At 69.2% G+C, this 14,540-nt stretch carries 16 protein-coding genes; 9 read left to right on the top strand and 7 right to left on the bottom strand.

What is annotated here, in order from left to right:
* The first annotated feature begins 239 nt into the window (after window positions 1–239).
* The 4 genes from ACI2LP_RS10770 (at window position 240) to ACI2LP_RS10755 (ending at window position 3,606) form a co-directional block, all read left to right on the top strand.
* Window positions 240–1,670, top strand: coding sequence for a family 2B encapsulin nanocompartment shell protein (locus tag ACI2LP_RS10770; protein ID WP_404724165.1), 1,431 nt, complete (start codon window positions 240–242; stop codon window positions 1,668–1,670).
* A gap of 99 nt (window positions 1,671–1,769) precedes the next feature.
* On the top strand, window positions 1,770–2,801 hold the full coding sequence (locus ACI2LP_RS10765; protein ID WP_404724164.1) for a family 2 encapsulin nanocompartment cargo protein polyprenyl transferase: 1,032 nt from the start codon (window positions 1,770–1,772) through the stop codon (window positions 2,799–2,801).
* A 54-nt stretch (window positions 2,802–2,855) separates the two neighbouring features.
* Entirely contained in the window at window positions 2,856–3,116 is a 261-nt protein-coding gene (locus ACI2LP_RS10760) for a hypothetical protein (protein ID WP_404724163.1), read from the top strand.
* Between the two features lie 49 nt (window positions 3,117–3,165).
* Window positions 3,166–3,606 carry a DUF6304 family protein gene (locus ACI2LP_RS10755; protein WP_404724162.1) on the top strand — a complete coding sequence of 147 codons (441 nt, stop codon included), beginning with the start codon at window positions 3,166–3,168 and terminating at the stop codon, window positions 3,604–3,606.
* A 14-nt stretch (window positions 3,607–3,620) separates the two neighbouring features.
* Here the strand turns inward: ACI2LP_RS10755 and ACI2LP_RS10750 are convergent, their stop codons facing one another.
* Together ACI2LP_RS10750 and snpA are read right to left on the bottom strand one after the other, a co-directional pair.
* The gene (locus tag ACI2LP_RS10750; protein ID WP_404724161.1) at window positions 3,621–4,085 is read right to left on the bottom strand and encodes a group II truncated hemoglobin; all 465 of its coding nucleotides are present in this window, start codon (window positions 4,083–4,085) and stop codon (window positions 3,621–3,623) included.
* Between the two features lie 76 nt (window positions 4,086–4,161).
* Complete coding sequence (snpA, locus tag ACI2LP_RS10745) at window positions 4,162–4,836, bottom strand: snapalysin (RefSeq protein ID WP_404724160.1); 675 nt, start codon at window positions 4,834–4,836, stop codon at window positions 4,162–4,164.
* A 209-nt stretch (window positions 4,837–5,045) separates the two neighbouring features.
* Here snpA and ACI2LP_RS10740 point away from each other — a divergent pair, with 209 nt between their 5' ends.
* A complete protein-coding gene (locus ACI2LP_RS10740) occupies window positions 5,046–6,008 on the top strand; it encodes a LysR family transcriptional regulator (RefSeq protein ID WP_404724159.1) in 963 nt (320 codons plus the stop codon).
* A gap of 165 nt (window positions 6,009–6,173) precedes the next feature.
* Window positions 6,174–7,376, top strand: a complete 1,203-nt coding sequence (locus ACI2LP_RS10735; protein WP_404724158.1) for a low temperature requirement protein A — start codon at window positions 6,174–6,176, stop codon at window positions 7,374–7,376.
* Between the two features lie 93 nt (window positions 7,377–7,469).
* Here the strand turns inward: ACI2LP_RS10735 and sodN are convergent, their stop codons facing one another.
* Window positions 7,470–7,865: a superoxide dismutase, Ni gene (gene sodN, locus ACI2LP_RS10730; RefSeq protein WP_215095254.1), complete on the bottom strand. Its 396-nt coding sequence runs from the start codon at window positions 7,863–7,865 to the stop codon at window positions 7,470–7,472.
* A gap of 150 nt (window positions 7,866–8,015) precedes the next feature.
* On the opposite strand from sodN, the gene sodX reads away from it, so the two are divergent.
* Window positions 8,016–8,435 (top strand): nickel-type superoxide dismutase maturation protease, encoded by a 420-nt coding sequence (gene sodX / locus ACI2LP_RS10725; RefSeq protein ID WP_404724157.1) that lies wholly within the window; start codon window positions 8,016–8,018, stop codon window positions 8,433–8,435.
* Here the strand turns inward: sodX and ACI2LP_RS10720 are convergent.
* Window positions 8,339–8,968 (bottom strand): CGNR zinc finger domain-containing protein, encoded by a 630-nt coding sequence (locus ACI2LP_RS10720; protein WP_404724156.1) that lies wholly within the window; start codon window positions 8,966–8,968, stop codon window positions 8,339–8,341. The genes sodX and ACI2LP_RS10720 overlap by 97 nt on opposite strands.
* A 79-nt stretch (window positions 8,969–9,047) precedes the next feature.
* Between ACI2LP_RS10720 and ACI2LP_RS10715 the strand changes: the two genes are divergently transcribed.
* On the top strand, window positions 9,048–9,821 hold the full coding sequence (locus ACI2LP_RS10715; RefSeq protein ID WP_404724155.1) for a class I SAM-dependent methyltransferase: 774 nt from the start codon (window positions 9,048–9,050) through the stop codon (window positions 9,819–9,821).
* Between the two features lie 60 nt (window positions 9,822–9,881).
* Here the strand turns inward: ACI2LP_RS10715 and ACI2LP_RS10710 are convergent, their stop codons facing one another.
* Genes ACI2LP_RS10710 through ACI2LP_RS10700 form a run of 3 tightly spaced genes read right to left on the bottom strand, consistent with a single transcriptional unit; the run spans window position 9,882 to window position 12,604 of the window.
* Window positions 9,882–10,643 carry an amino acid ABC transporter ATP-binding protein gene (locus ACI2LP_RS10710; protein WP_404724154.1) on the bottom strand — a complete coding sequence of 254 codons (762 nt, stop codon included), beginning with the start codon at window positions 10,641–10,643 and terminating at the stop codon, window positions 9,882–9,884.
* Window position 10,644: 1 nt separating this feature from the next.
* Window positions 10,645–11,595 carry an amino acid ABC transporter permease gene (locus ACI2LP_RS10705; RefSeq protein WP_404724153.1) on the bottom strand — a complete coding sequence of 317 codons (951 nt, stop codon included), beginning with the start codon at window positions 11,593–11,595 and terminating at the stop codon, window positions 10,645–10,647.
* A gap of 43 nt (window positions 11,596–11,638) precedes the next feature.
* The gene (locus tag ACI2LP_RS10700) at window positions 11,639–12,604 is read right to left on the bottom strand and encodes an ABC transporter substrate-binding protein (protein WP_404724152.1); all 966 of its coding nucleotides are present in this window, start codon (window positions 12,602–12,604) and stop codon (window positions 11,639–11,641) included.
* Between the two features lie 530 nt (window positions 12,605–13,134).
* Here ACI2LP_RS10700 and ACI2LP_RS10695 point away from each other — a divergent pair.
* Window positions 13,135–14,346, top strand: coding sequence for an NADP-dependent malic enzyme (locus tag ACI2LP_RS10695; RefSeq protein ID WP_360873329.1), 1,212 nt, complete (start codon window positions 13,135–13,137; stop codon window positions 14,344–14,346).
* The last annotated feature ends 194 nt before the right edge of the window (window positions 14,347–14,540 follow it).

Below are 14,540 nucleotides of genomic sequence, written 5' to 3'. Positions count from 1 at the left end.
GGGACCATTCGTTCGTACGGCGTGCGAGCCGATCCGGTCAGCCCGGGAGCGGTCGCCCAGGCGCTCGCGAGTGCCGCTGGAAGCCTCGCTGGGCGTGCCGCTGGGCGGGCCGCCGGAAGTGGCGTGCAACATGCCCCGCCGACGCCGAACTAGTCCCATCCGTTTGTGTAATGGCAGCGGGACTCTCCGTGATGAAGGCTTGTCGGTGCAGGTCACATCCGTGATGGAGAGGGAGTCACATGTCGGTTGGTCCGGTTGGTTCGGTTGGTTCTGCCGGCGACGAGATCCGCGAGCAGCAGACCTCGCAGCAGAGTCTCGGCACGGCCGCCGCGCGGAACCTTGCGACGACCACCAAGTCCGCCCCGCAGATGCAGGAGATCACCTCCCGGTGGCTGCTGCGCATGCTGCCGTGGGTGCAGGTCCAGGGCGGCACCTACCGGGTGAACCGCCGACTGAGCTACTCCGTGGGCGACGGTCGCGTGACGTTCGTGCAGACCGGCGACCGGGTGGCGGTCATCCCCGCCGAACTCGGCGAGCTGCCGGCCCTGCGGGACTTCGCCGACGAGGCGGCGCTCGCCGAGCTGGCGAACCGCTGCGAGCAGCAGGAGTTCGCGGCCGGCGAGGTACTCGCCGAAGCAGGCTCGGCCGCAGACCGGATCTATCTGCTGGCACACGGCCGGGTGGAACAGATCGGCACCGGGCCTTACGGCGACGAGGCGGTCCTCGGCGTCCTCGCCGACGGCGCGTACTTCGGCGATCAGACACTTCTCGACGAGGAGGCCTCCTGGGAGTTCACGGCCCGTGCCGCGACCGCCTGTACCGTCCTCGTGCTGACCAGGGCCGACGTGGTGAACCTGGCGGTGCGCGCGGACTCGCTGCGCACGCACCTGGCCGGGCTCAGCGCCCTGCCGCAGCAGCGGACCAACAAGTACGGAGAGGCGGCGATCGACCTCTCGGCCGGCCATGTCGGCGAAGCCGTCGTGCCGCACACGTACGTCGACTACGACGCGGCTCCGCGCGAGTACGAACTGAGCGTCGCCCAGACCGTGCTGAAGGTCCACAGCCGGGTCGCCGACCTCTACAACCAGCCGATGAACCAGACCGAGCAGCAGTTGCGGCTCACGGTCGAGGCGCTGCGCGAGCGCCAGGAGCACGAGCTGGTGAACAACCGTGAGTTCGGACTGCTGAACAACTGCGACTACGGACAGCGGCTGCAGCCGCACGACGGCGTGCCCAGCCCCGACGACATGGACGAACTGCTGTCGCGGCGGCGCGGGTCGAAGCTCTTCCTCGCCCATCCGCGGGCCATCGCCGCCTTCGGGCGCGAGTGCAACAGGCGCGGTCTGGTCCCCGACAGCGTGGAGGTCGCGGGCCACCATGTGCCCGCCTGGCGCGGAGTGCCGATCTTCCCCTGCAACAAGATCCCGATCACCGAGGCCAGGACCACCTCGATCATCTGCATGCGTACGGGCGAGTCCGACCAGGGCGTCATCGGACTGCAGCAGAGCGGCATCCCGGACGAGATCGAGCCCAGCCTCTCCGTGCGCTTCATGGGCATCGACGAGCAGGCGATCATCTCCTACCTGGTCACGGCCTACTACTCGGCCGCGGTGCTGGTGCCGGACGCGCTCGGCGTCCTGGAGAACGTGGAAGTGAGCCGCTGGCGGTGACCGGCCCGGCCGGGAGGCGTCAGCGCCCCGCGCCCCGGCCCGCAGTTCGCCCCACCCGTCTTCCCGGCCCAATGCCTGGAAAGGAACGCCCAGTTGACCATGCCGGAGATCGTCGGGGCCCGCGAGGCCGCCGTCCTCCTCGAACGCACCCGCACGGCCGTCGATCCCCAACTGCGTGCCACCGTCGAGTCATTGCCCAGTTCCATGCGCCGTGTCGCGATGTACCACCTCGGCTGGGAGCACGCGGACGGCACCCCGGCGGCGGGCTCGGCGGGCAAGGCCATCAGACCCGCGCTCGTCCTGGCCGCGACGCGGGCGCTCGGCGGAGACCCGCAGCAGGCGGTGCGCGCGGCTGCCGCGGTGGAGCTCGCGCACAACTTCACCCTGCTCCACGACGATGTCATCGACGAGGACTCCACCCGCAGACACCGTCCCACCGCCTGGTCCGTCTTCGGCACCGCGGACGCCATCGTCGTGGGCGACGCCCTGCTCGCTCTCTCGCTGCGCATGCTCGCCGAGGACCGGCATCCGGCGTCGGCCGCCGCGTCGGAACGGCTCGCGGCCTGCGTGATCGAGCTGTCCGCGGGGCAGCAGGCGGACTGCGCCTTCGAGGAGCGCGCGCCGCACGAGGTCACGCTCGACGAGTGCCTCGCCATGGCGACGGCCAAGACCGGAGCACTGCTGGGCTGCGCCTGCGCGCTCGGGGCGCTGTACGCGGGCGCGAGTGCGGCGGAGGCCGCGGCGATGGACGCCTTCGGGCGGGAGGCCGGGCTTGCCTTCCAGCTGATCGACGATCTGATCGGGATCTGGGGCGACCCCGTCCGTACGGGCAAACCGGCGGGCGCCGATCTGGCCGCCCACAAGAAGTCCCTGCCGGTGGTCGCCGCCCTGACCTCGGGCACCGCGGCCGGCGCGGAGCTGGCCGAGATCTACCGCGGCCCCATGAACGCGACAGCGGTACACCGCGCCGCCGAGGCCGTGGACCGAGCGGGCGGCCGCGACTGGGCGCAGCTCCAGGCGGCGGACCGGATGGCGCGGGCCGTCCATGAGCTCGCCCGCGCGGTGCCGGATCTGACGGCGGCGGGCGATCTGCTGGCCCTGGCGGAGTTCGTCACACGCCGTACGGACTGAGAAGCGCAGGTCACTCGGCTGTCCTGGCTGCCCATACCGCCATATCCTGGAGCTATGGGCAGCGAAGGACGCGAGACCGTCCGCAGCTCGCAGGCCGAGTACCGATGCCCGGCGTGCGGGGAGCCTGTCGGCACGGTCATCAAACGACGCAAGACGCTCGGGGCATTCGTCCCGACCTGGGAGCCGGGGCCCTGCCGCAATCCCCGGTGCGCGCTGAGCCCCGAGTACCAGGACGAGGCGCCGGCCGACAAGCCCGGGGGTGAGCCGGACGGTGAGCCCGGCGGTGAGCCCGGCAAGGCGGTCGGCACCGCCTGAGGCATCCCGGCTGTTCAGCGGAAGGTGCCGTACCGCTACAGTCCGCGCCATGTCATCGGAGTCGACTGAAGTCTGGGCGGGCTGGTACCGCGACCGTAGGGGCGCGGAAGCGGTCACGATCGCGGCGCACGGACGGCAACTGCGCACGCGCATCAGGGGCGTTGAGTACGAAGGGGCGACATTCGCCGCCCTGCAGCCGGTCGGGGCCGACGGAGTGCTCTCCTCCTGCGTACTGGAGTGGGACATACCGTTGCCCGTCGACCTGGACGGTGTTGTTCAACGGGCCACGCTCAGCTGCCTGCTGACGCTCGGCGAGCCGCAGCAGGACGGGTCGCTCGATCGGGCCGACCTCAGTCTGACTTTGCACTACGGCGGGGCCGCGTACGAATCCGGCGTCGCCGGGGGCGACTTCGGCGACGCACTCGCCCGCATCCAGAAGCAACTGCCGCCGGGCGCGGAGCTGGGAGCGCTCAGCCCGGCCGACGCCTGAGACGGCGCACGGACTCAGCGCAGTCCGTTCCAGCCCCAGCGCGGCGTCGGGCCCGGGTCGCCCAGGTCCGTGCCCTCCGGGTCGGCCGAGACCTCGCGGGCGATCTTCGTACCCCAGTCGAAGTACTCCATCACCCGGCGGCGCAACAGCTCGTCGTCCGGGAACTCCTTCTCCACTGCCGCGGTCATCAGCTCCATCCAGCGCAGCCGCTGCTCCTCGGTGATCGAAAGACCGAGGTGGGCGCGGAGCAGAGCCTGATGGCCGCCCAGCTCGGCGGTGAAACGGGCCGGTCCGTCGAAGATCTCGGCGAGCCAGACGGCGACATGCTCGATATGGGTGGGTGTGAAGTCGGCGAAGACTGGGGCGAGCAGGGGGTCGGCGAGGACGGCCTCGTAGAAGGTGTTGCTCAGCCGACTCAAGGCGTCCGCGCCGCCCACGGCCGCGTACAAGGTCTTGGAACGCTCACTCGGACTGGTCATGGCGCCAGCCTAAGCGCGGATACGCGGAGGGGCGCCCCCCACTTTCGGCGGGCGCCCCCAGGGCATCAAGGAGGTGTTACGAGACCTTGGCGATCGCCGCCGCCAGACCGTTCGCCCACAGGGCGTTCACCCGGGCGCGCTCCTGCCCGTTCGGGTAGGCGTTCTGACAGGAGGTGCCGGGACCGCCGCCCGACATCAGCTCGCTGCACGGGCCGGAGTAGTGGTCCGGCAGGCCGAGCACGTGCCCGGTCTCGTGAGCGGTGACGCGGGTGGAGTTGTACTGCTGGTTCTGCCGGTAGTCGAGGAATATGTAGCCGCGGCCGTGCCCGTCGGTGCTCGCGTACGAGCCGCGGGAGTCATTGCCCTCGTAGTACCGGAAGTCGGGGCTGCTGCCCTCCCGGAGCTTCACATTGCTCACCGAGCTGTTCCAGATCTGCGTGCTCTGGGATATCTGGCTGCGGAAGCTCGGTGCGTTGCTGGTGCTGTAGACGACGGTCACGGCCTGGGCGCCGGGGTTCGCGGCGCGCTTTTCGGCGATCGACTTCACGACGGCGTCGAAGAAGGCCCTGGTCGCCTTGGCGTCCTCCGTGGACCCCTGGTAGGCGGCGTACGAGGACGGGGCGTGCGAGGACGGGGCTGCGACGGCCGTTGGGGAGGCGGCGGTCGTGGCGGCGGTGGCGGGCACTGCGCCCAGCGCGGCGGCGAGGCCGAGACCGAGTGCGGCGGAGAGTAACGTTCTCTGGTGACGCATGGGGGGCTCCTACTACTCGTCCGATGAACTCCGAGCTCCGATGAACGGGTTCGGTAGGGCAGAGTTTCGGGGAGCCCGCCCCTCACGCGGATGATGTCAACTGCCGATAACACCAGCCCATCACCCCTGCTTCGGCCTGTCCCGGTCCGTCCGCTGTACCCCGACTAGGGTTACTGGTGTGGCAGTTGGTGCAGCCGTACGCTCCGTCCATGGAGCTCGAGGTGAGGCACCTGCGTGCGCTGTGCGCCATAGCGGACACCGGCAGCCTGCACAAGGCGGCCCGCCAACTGGGCGTCAGTCAGCCGTCCCTGACGACCCAGTTGCAGCGGATCGAGAACTCCCTGGGCGCGGAGCTCTTCTCGCGTGAACGCACGGGCTGTCGGCCCACTCCGCTGGGTCGTTCGGTACTCAGCCGCGCCCGCCCGCTCGTAGCCGAAATGGCAGCACTCGTCGTCGAGGCCAAGGCCGCCGCGGCGCGCGCCGGCGGCCCCCGATTACGCGTCGGCTCCACCGCCAGCCGCGTGCTTGCCGGATGGCTGCGCAGGCTGCGGCAGCGGCTGCCGGGCACCGACATCTCGCTGCATGTGGACGTATCGGCCAACGCGCTGCTGCGGATGGTCGCGGCGGGTCAGCTCGACGTCGCCTTCGTGCACGAGGTGGAGGGCTGCCCGCTGCTCGTGCCGGACTCCCTCGCCGTACGCGTACTGCTCGATCGCGAGCCGCAGTTCGTCTCCATGGCACGCGACCATCCGGCCGCCGCGGCCCCTGTCGTGGAACTCGCCGATCTGGCCGAGGACCGCTGGATGGTCGACCCGACGGTGGACGGTGAGTGGGACGGTCTGCGCCGGGTACTGGTCGCGGCCGGTCTCAACCCCCCGGTCCTGCACGGGGACTACCTCACCGCCGCGTCCCTGATCGCGATCGGCGAGGCGGTCGCGCCGTGCCAGCCGACCTCGGGCCCGCGCGAGGACATGGCGATACGGCCGCTGCGCGGCGACCCGCTCGGGGTACGGCTGCTGTTGTACTCCAGACCCGGGGCGTGCGCGGAGCCGTACGGGGCGGTGTACGCGGACCTTGAGGCGGCGTACCGGGAGGCGGCGCTGCGGGCGGTGGCGTACCGGCAGTGGCTGCGCAGGCACAAGAGCCCACTGCTGCACGCGCCCGCGGCCTGACCTCCCTCACGGCCGAGGCACGCACTGGAGCGGAGGCGCCGACAAGGCCTGGGGGCGGAAATCCCTCGGCGCAATTTCGTCAAGACCCGAGTCCGGCCATGATGTGGTCGTATCCTTCCGCGCGGAGTCGGCCGAGCCGAGTGCCGCCTCCAGAGGGGAAACGCCGTGCCGACAGGTAGAGACCGGTCCCGGATGATCGCCACGGAGGGCAGTCATCGGGTGACGCCTGCCGAGCTGTTCTTCGACTTGGTGTTCGTCTACGCGATCACCCAGGTCACCGCCCTGATGGCGGCCGACCCGTCGGCATTGCGGCTGGTCGGCGCGGCCGTCGTGCTTGCGCTGCTGTGGTGGTGCTGGTGTTGCTTCGCCTGGCTGGGCAATGTCGTACGAGCCGACTCCGGAGCCATGTTCGCCGTCCTCGTCGCGGTGATGGCGGTGGTGCTCGTCGTCTCACTGACCGTGCCGGAGGTCTATGACGACCTGCCCGGAGGCCTGTACGCGCCCCTGGTCTTCGTGCTCTGCTACGGCGCCGTACGGATACTGCATCTGGTCACCTACTGGATCTCCAGCCCCGGTGACCAGGCCCTCCATGCCACCCTGCGCCGTACCGCGCTGCTGTCGGTGGCGCCGCCCTTCGCGCTGCTCCTCGTCGGCAGCAGCCTCACCGGCGTGGCCCAAGTACTCGTCTGGCTCGGCGCGGTCGCGATCGACTACTTCGGGATCTACCTCACCGGATCGTCGGGCTGGCGCGTGGCCTCACCGGGGCACTTCGCCGAGCGGCACGGCCTGATCGTCATCATCGCCCTCGGCGAGTCCATCGTCGCGATCGGCGTCGGAGTGGCCGACCTTCCCATCTCCACGCCGGTGCTGGCCGCAACCGCCGCCGGAGTGCTGGTCGTTGCCGGACTCTGGCGACTGTACTTCCGGCAGATCAGCGAGAGTGCCGAGCACCGTCTGACCGAGCTGGACGGCGACGACCGCACCCGCCTGGCGCGCGACGCCTACACCTTCCTGCATCTGCCACTCGTCGCGGGAATCGTGCTCACCGCGCTCGGCATGAAGACGGTGCTCCACCAGGTCGCCGACGGCGAGCACTACGACCTCTCGGAACCGCTGCACGGCGTGGTGGCGTGGGCGCTCGCCGGCGGTGTGGGCATTTTCCTGCTGGCGGCCGCCGCGATCCTGCTGCGCACCGGCGGACGCAGGTCCCTGGTCCTCATCGTCGGAGGGCTCGGCTGCCTGTGCGCGGGCCTGGTGGTCGTCCTGATCCCCGCACTGCTCGCGCTCGCGCTGCTGGCCGCGGCGGTGACGGCCATGGTGGTCCTGCACAGCCGCAGCGCAGGGACGGCCGAGGCGGGCCCGGCCTGAGCGCGGAGCTCGGCGGGAGCGACGACAACAGCACCCGGCTCCGCGCGGATGCCGGGTGCTGCCGTACGTACGCGATGGACGTGACCGGAAAGGTCAGGCCTTCTTGGTCTCCCAGAAGATCTTGTCAATCTGGGCGATGTAGTCCAGCGCCTTCTGGCCCGTGGCCGGGTCCGTCGAAGCCTTCGCGGCCGACAGCGCCTTCAGGGCGTCGTTGACCAGCTGGTGCAGCTCCGGGTACTTCTCGAAGTGCGGCGGCTTGAAGTAGTCGCTCCACAGCACCGAGACGTGGTGCTTGGCGAGCTCCGCGCGCTGCTCTTTGATGACCGTGGCGCGGGCCCGGAAGTGCGGGTCCTCGTTGGCCTGGAACTTCTCCTGGACGGCCTTGACCGACTCGGCCTCGATACGGGCCTGGGCCGGGTCGTAGACACCGCAAGGCAGGTCGCAGTGGGCGCTGACCTTCACCTTGGGGGCAAACAGGCGGGAGAGCATTGAGCTGTCCTTCCTCGTGATCGTCTTCTCAGGTGGGACATTACTCCGTGAGTGACCTGTTTTCGCGAGTGCCCCCTAGGGCTTAGGACAAAAGTCCAGGGTCAGTATGGGACTGGTGGCGGAACATACCGTGGGACTCGGAGGTGGCGAATGACTGAGCAGGGGCGGGAGCCGAAACCGCCGTTCGGAGTCGCCGAAGTGACAGGTCCTTCCATGTACCCGACGCTCAGGCACGGCGATCAACTGCTGGTGCACTACGGGGCGGAGGTGCGGGCCGGCGATGTCGCGGTGCTGCGCCATCCGCTCCAGCAGGATCTGCTCATCGTCAAGCGGCTCGTCGAGCGGCGCGAGGACGGCTGGTGGGTACTGGGGGACAACCCGGGGGCCGAGGGGGACAGCCGGGTGTTCGGCACCGTGCCCCATGAGTTGCTGCTGGGGCGGGTGCGCGGCAGGTACCGGCCGCTCGGGGAGGATCAGCGCTCGGTGCGCGGAATCGTCTCCTGGGCGTTCTCCGCCGTGCGGCCCGTGCTGTCGGACCGTTCCGTCTCAAGGCGTTTGCGGGCGCGGTAGGCGGCCACGTTGGCCCGGGTCGCGCAGCGGTCCGAGCAGTAGCGGCGGGAGCGGTTTGTCGAGGTGTCGAGGTAGGCGTTGCGGCACGGCGCTGCCTGGCACAGGCCGAGCCTGTCGACTCCGTACTCGGTGAGATGGAACGCGAGCCCCATCGCGGCGGTCGCGGCGTACCCCGCTGTCGCGTTGGACGGATGGTCCGCCAGGTGCATGTGCCACTTGGGGCGGCCGTCCTCGTCCCGGTGGTCGTGGCCCGAGATCTGCGGGCTGACCGGGAACTCCAGCAGCAGCGAGTTGAGCAGGTCGACCGCCTGGGTCTCGTCGCCCGCGTCGGCCGCGGCGAAGACCGCGCGCAGCCGGCCCCGTACGGACCGGAAGCGCGTGACGTCCGCGTCGGTGGCACGGCGTGCGGCCTGCGAGGCCGGTCCGAAGAGTTCGCGGATGGCCTCGACCGAGGTGAGGGAGTCCTTGTTGCGAGCCGGCTCCTCGGTGTTGACCAGGCGCACGGCGTAGTCCGAGTAATAGGCCAGTTCCACTTGTAGTCCTTACCGCGGCGGTCTCATGTCGAGTAACAGCTGATGATGCTTCGAGGGTATTACGGACGGGAGGCTTCCGGTGGCGGAGACGGAGACGGTGGCCGGGGCGAGCGCCGACTGGCGGGCCTGGCAGGAGGGCTGGGACCGGCAGCAGGAGTGGTACATGCCCGACCGCGAGGAGCGGTTCCGGGTCATGCTGGACATGGTCGAGGCACTGGTCGGGCCCGAGCCCCGGGTGCTTGATCTCGCGTGCGGCACGGGAAGTATCACGGACCGGCTCCTCGGTCGGTTCCCGAAGGCCACCAGCACGGGTGTCGATCTGGACCCCGCTCTGTTGACCATCGCCCGGGGTTACTTCGAGGGCGACGAGCGCGTCACCCTCGTCACGGCCGACCTCAAGGACCCTGACTGGGTGCGGGAGCTGCCGTACGACTCGTACGACGCGATCCTCACCGCCACCGCCCTGCACTGGCTGTGCAGCGGACCGCTGGCCAGCCTGTACGGGCAGCTCGCCACGCTCGTGCGCGAGGGCGGCGTCTTCATGAACGCGGACCACATGATCGACCGCACAACTCCGCGCATCAACGCCGCCGAGCGCGCCCACCGGCACGCGCAGATGGACCGCGCCAAGGCGGCCGGCGCGCTCGACTGGTCCGAGTGGTGGGCCCTGGCGGCCGAGGACCCCGTACTCGCCGAGCCGACGGCCAAGCGGTACGAGATCTACGGCGAGCACGCCGACGGCGAGATGCCGTCCGTGCGCTGGCACGCCGAGACGCTGCTCACGGCCGGGTTCGGGGAGGCCAGGGCCGTATGGGCGTCGCCGTCGGACACCCTGCTGCTGGCAGTGAAGTAGCCCTGCGGGCAACACGAGAGGGCGGTACGGACCCCTGGTCCGTACCGCCCTCTCGTGTTGTTAAAGGACCTTCGAGAGGAAGGCCTTGGTGCGCTCGTGCTGGGGGTTGCCCAGGACGTCGCGGGGGTTGCCGGCCTCGACCACCACACCGTCGTCCATGAACACCAGCGCGTCCCCGACCTCGCGGGCGAAGCCCATCTCGTGCGTGACGACGATCATGGTCATGCCGTCCTCGGCCAGGCCGCGCATGACGTCCAGGACCTCACCCACCAGCTCCGGGTCGAGCGCGGACGTCGGCTCGTCGAAGAGCATCAGCTTCGGCTCCATCGCCAGCGCACGGGCGATGGCGACGCGCTGCTGCTGACCGCCGGAGAGCTGGGTCGGGTAGTGCTTGCCCTTGTCACCCAGGCCCACCCGCTCAAGGAGACGCTCGGCCCGCTCCCGGGCCACCGCCTTCGACTCGCCCTTGACCTGTATCGGCGCTTCCATCACGTTCGCCAGCGCGGTCAAGTGCGGGAAGAGGTTGAAGCGCTGGAAGACCATGCCGATGTCCCGGCGCTGGGCCGCGACCTCGCTGTCCTTCAGCTCGTAGAGCTTGTCGCCCTTCTGCCGGTAGCCCACCAGCTGACCGTCGACCGAGAGCCGGCCGGCGTTGATCTGCTCCAGGTGGTTGATGCACCGCAGGAACGTCGACTTTCCGGAACCGGACGGGCCGACCAGGCAGAACACCTCCTGCGGAGCGACCTCCAGATCGATGCCCTTGAGCACGTGGGCCAGGCCGTAGGACTTGTGTACGCCCTCGGCCTTCACCATGGCGGTCATGTCACACCCCCCTGGGGCTGCTGAGGAATGTCACGTTCTTTCTGATCTTCTGCCACGGCGTGAGCGGCAGCTGGCGCAGCGAACCGCGCGCGTAGTACCGCTCCACATAGTACTGGCCGACGCTGAAGACGCTGGTCAGAGCCAGGTACCAGACCGAGGCCACCAGCAGCATCTCCATGACCGCGAAGGACGTGGAGCCGATGTTCTGGGCCGCGCGCAGCAGCTCGGTGTACTGGACCGCGGACACCAGCGACGAGGTCTTGAGCAGGTTGATGAACTCGTTGCCGGTCGGCGGAACGATCACCCGCATCGCCTGCGGCAGCACGATCCGCCGCATGGTCTTGCTGCTGGACATGCCGAGCGCGTGCGAAGCCTCGGTCTGGCCCTCGTCGACCGACTGGATGCCGGCCCGGACGATCTCGGCCATATAGGCGCCCTCGTTCAGGCCCAGGCCCAGCAGGGCGACCACGAACGGGGTCATCACGTCGACCATCTCGTCCTTGTAGAACCCGAGGTTCAGGACGGGGAAGATCAGCGCGAGGTTGAACCACAGCAGCAGCTGCACAAACACCGGGGTGCCGCGGAAGAACCAGATGTACAGCCAGGCCACCGCGCCCGTCACCGGGTTCTTCGAGAGGCGCATGACGGCGAAGACGATGCCCAGCACCAGGCCGATGAACATCGACAGCACGCTGATCAGCAGCGTGTGCCACATGCCGGTCACGATCCGGGGGTCGAAGATGAAGTCCCCGACCGTGCCCCAGTCGACATCGCCCTGCGAGAACGAATAGATCAGCAGGGCCAGCAGGGCCACGACCACGACACCGCTGACCCAGCGGCCCCAGTGCCGCACCGGGATGGCCTTGATCTGCTCAGGGTGGGATGCCACCTTGACGACCGCCGAGTCCTTGGGTGGCTCGTCGGCGGGCGTCTTGTCGAACTTGTCAGTCACAGTGACTGCCCTTCAGTGAAACGCTTGAGGCTGACGCCAGGGATTACTTGCCGGCGTTGACGGTCGCCTCGGTGACGGCGCTGTTCTTGACGTCCCACTTTTCCAGGACCTTCGTGTACTCGCCGTTCTTGATGATCGCGTTCAGGGCGTCCTTGAGCGCATCGCGCAGCTGTGCGTTGTCCTTGTCGACGGCGATACCGAACGGACCGGCGCCGGTCTGGTCGCCCGCGACCTCGAAGTCGTTGCCGCCGCCCGCGGTCTTCGCGATGTACGCGGCGACGGGGTAGTCGTTGAGGTCGGCGACGGCGCCGCCGGACTTCACGCGGGTCTGGGCCTCGGCGTCGGTGTCGAACGCCTCGATGGTGAGCGTGCCCTTGCCGTCCTTGCTGCACTTGGCGGCCTGGGTCTTGAAGGTCTCCTCGTAGATCGTGCCGCGCTGGACGGCGACCTTCTTGCCGCACAGGTCGTCGAGCGACTGGATCTTGTCCGGGTTGCCCTTCTTGACCAGGAGCGAGACGCCGGAGTTGAAGTAGTCGACGAAGTCGACGCCCTGGCCGACCTTCTTGCCCTTGTCGTCCAGGCCCTCCTGGCGGGCCTTGGTGTCGCTCATGGCCGACATCACGAGGTCCTGGCGGCCGGTGTTGAGCGAGGAGATCAGGCCGTCGAAGGTGCCGTTGGTGAACTGGAACTTGACGCCGAGCTGCGTGCCGAGGGCGGCGGCGATGTCGGGGTCGATGCCGACGATCTTGCCACCCTCCTCGAACTCCATCGGAGCGTACGCGGCGTCCGTGCCGACCTTGATCACGCCGGCGTCCTGGTACTTCTGCGGCAGTTTGTCGAAGAGCGGGGCGCTGCTGGACTTGGTGCCGCCGGACTCCTTGGTGCTCGAGCCCGAGTTCGTCTGGTCACCACAGGCGGTGAGCATCAGTGACCCGGCGACCGCGATCGCGCCGACCGCGGCGATCCGGGCCCTGGTTGCGGTCGTACGACAGGTGTTGCTTGCGGTCATGGTCGTGATCCTCCGGCGGGTGAGGGAGCTGCCATTTCGGACATTCTGGTCGTTGTGCTCATCTTCGAGTGTCGCGACCTTGAGTGTTTTCGGCATCTTGCCATTCGGACTCGCCCGATCAGGGGGCCGCGCATGTCAAAATCGGGTAACGGGTCACCCCCGAACCCCACGAGGCCGGTACATCAAGGCCGGACCTCTTACGGGAATGCCTTCTTCCCACCGGAAGATCTGCGGTTCGTCTCGTGCTCTGGATGGTTTTCAGGGCGCGAACCAGACGTGTCCAGATATTCGGCGATGAGTCGTGTCACCGCGTGGATACCGACTCGTCGGCGGTGCCGTCCGTCAGGTAAGAAGGACGTTTACACCCCTCATCCGGGGCTCAGGGCGCGTGTGCGGCGCGCCCGCGCGTACGTACCTCCCCCTGCCAGGCGGGCCAACCGCTGAGGCAGGGAACGGACGCGGTGCCCGCCCACCCCTCCTCAACCAGGAGTGGCCACCCTCAACTGATGAAGACTTAAGGGGTCAACCAAATGGCAGCGGAGATCGTCAATCCTCGCAGCGACAGCGGGTCGGAGAGTGCTCCCGAGGAGCCCTTCGATCCGGCCTTCGCGCTGCATCGCGGCGGCAAGATGGCCGTCCAGGCCACCGTGCCGATCCGCGACAAGGACGACCTGTCCCTCGCATACACGCCCGGTGTCGCCAAAGTGTGCAGCGCCATCGCCGAGCAGCCGGAGCTCGTCCACGACTACACCTGGAAGTCCCAGGTCGTGGCCGTTGTGACGGACGGCACTGCGGTCCTCGGGCTCGGTGACATCGGACCGGAGGCGTCGCTTCCGGTCATGGAGGGGAAAGCCATCCTCTTCAAGCAGTTCGGCGGCGTGGACGCGGTGCCGATCGCGCTCGCCACGACGGACACCGACGAGATCGTCGAGACCGTCGTTCGTCTCGCGCCCTCCTTCGGCGGGGTGAACCTCGAGGACATCTCGGCGCCGCGCTGCTTCGAGATCGAGCGCAGGCTCGAGGAGCGGCTCGACATCCCGGTCTTCCACGACGACCAGCACGGCACGGCAGTGGTCACCCTGGCGGCCCTGCGGAACGCCGCGAAGCTGACCGACCGCGGCCTGGGCGAGCTGCGCGCGGTCATCTCCGGCGCGGGCGCGGCGGGCGTGGCCATCGCGAAGTTCCTGCTGGAGGCGGGCATCGGCGATGTCGCCGTGGCCGACCGCAAGGGCATCGTCAGCCAGGACCGCGAGGACCTCACCGAGGTCAAGCGGGAGCTCGCGGAGATCACCAACCGGGCCGGGCTGACCGGCTCGCTGGAGACCGCGCTGGCCGGCGCGGACGTCTTCATCGGCGTCTCCGGCGGCACGGTGCCGGAGGAGGCTGTCGCGTCCATGGCACCGGGGGCCTTCGTCTTCGCCATGGCCAACCCGAACCCGGAGGTCCACCCCGACGTCGCGCACAAGTACGCGGCGGTCGTGGCGACGGGTCGCAGCGATTTCCCGAACCAGATCAACAACGTGCTCGCGTTCCCCGGGATCTTCGCGGGCGCGCTCCAGGTCCGGGCGTCCCGGATCACCGAGGGCATGAAGATCGCGGCGGCGAACGCGCTGGCGGACGTGGTGGGCGACGAGTTGGCGGCCGACTACGTGATCCCGTCCCCGTTCGACGAGCGGGTGGCCCCGGCGGTCACCGCGGCGGTGGCCGCGGCGGCCCGCGCGGAGGGTGTGGCGAGGCGCTGACGACGCGCTGCCGCGTCTGACGTACGCGAACGCGACGTACGCGAATCCGACGCACGCGAACGGGCCGTGGCGGCACTCCTTGGGGGTGCGGCACGGCCCGTTTTGCGCCCGGTCCGCGCATTGGTCACGGGGACTTCGTCCGAACGGGTGGTCCCCGGGGCCGGGCAGTCCGCGCGCGACGCGGTGCGTCTCAC

It is taken from the genome of Streptomyces sp. NPDC019890 (genome assembly GCF_044903445.1).
In the GTDB taxonomy this organism is placed as follows: domain Bacteria; phylum Actinomycetota; class Actinomycetes; order Streptomycetales; family Streptomycetaceae; genus Streptomyces.
Note: the sequence above shows the minus strand (reverse complement) of the source record. Positions and strands in the feature narration are given on the sequence as shown.

What these genes read in the sequence shown, in the direction of transcription:
- snpA (WP_404724160.1), bottom strand. Translation starts at nt 4,836, where the DNA reads ATGCGTCACCAGAGAACGTTACTCTCCGCCGCACTCGGTCTCGGCCTC.
- ACI2LP_RS10760 (WP_404724163.1), top strand. Translation starts at nt 2,856, where the DNA reads ATGGGCAGCGAAGGACGCGAGACCGTCCGCAGCTCGCAGGCCGAGTAC.
- ACI2LP_RS10755 (WP_404724162.1), top strand. Translation starts at nt 3,166, where the DNA reads ATGTCATCGGAGTCGACTGAAGTCTGGGCGGGCTGGTACCGCGACCGT.
- ACI2LP_RS10750 (WP_404724161.1), bottom strand. Translation starts at nt 4,085, where the DNA reads ATGACCAGTCCGAGTGAGCGTTCCAAGACCTTGTACGCGGCCGTGGGC.
- ACI2LP_RS10770 (WP_404724165.1), top strand. Translation starts at nt 240, where the DNA reads ATGTCGGTTGGTCCGGTTGGTTCGGTTGGTTCTGCCGGCGACGAGATC.
- ACI2LP_RS10765 (WP_404724164.1), top strand. Translation starts at nt 1,770, where the DNA reads ATGCCGGAGATCGTCGGGGCCCGCGAGGCCGCCGTCCTCCTCGAACGC.
- ACI2LP_RS10710 (WP_404724154.1), bottom strand. Translation starts at nt 10,643, where the DNA reads ATGACCGCCATGGTGAAGGCCGAGGGCGTACACAAGTCCTACGGCCTG.
- ACI2LP_RS10695 (WP_360873329.1), top strand. Translation starts at nt 13,135, where the DNA reads ATGGCAGCGGAGATCGTCAATCCTCGCAGCGACAGCGGGTCGGAGAGT.
- sodN (WP_215095254.1), bottom strand. Translation starts at nt 7,865, where the DNA reads ATGCTCTCCCGCCTGTTTGCCCCCAAGGTGAAGGTCAGCGCCCACTGC.
- sodX (WP_404724157.1), top strand. Translation starts at nt 8,016, where the DNA reads ATGACTGAGCAGGGGCGGGAGCCGAAACCGCCGTTCGGAGTCGCCGAA.
- ACI2LP_RS10700 (WP_404724152.1), bottom strand. Translation starts at nt 12,604, where the DNA reads ATGACCGCAAGCAACACCTGTCGTACGACCGCAACCAGGGCCCGGATC.
- ACI2LP_RS10740 (WP_404724159.1), top strand. Translation starts at nt 5,046, where the DNA reads ATGGAGCTCGAGGTGAGGCACCTGCGTGCGCTGTGCGCCATAGCGGAC.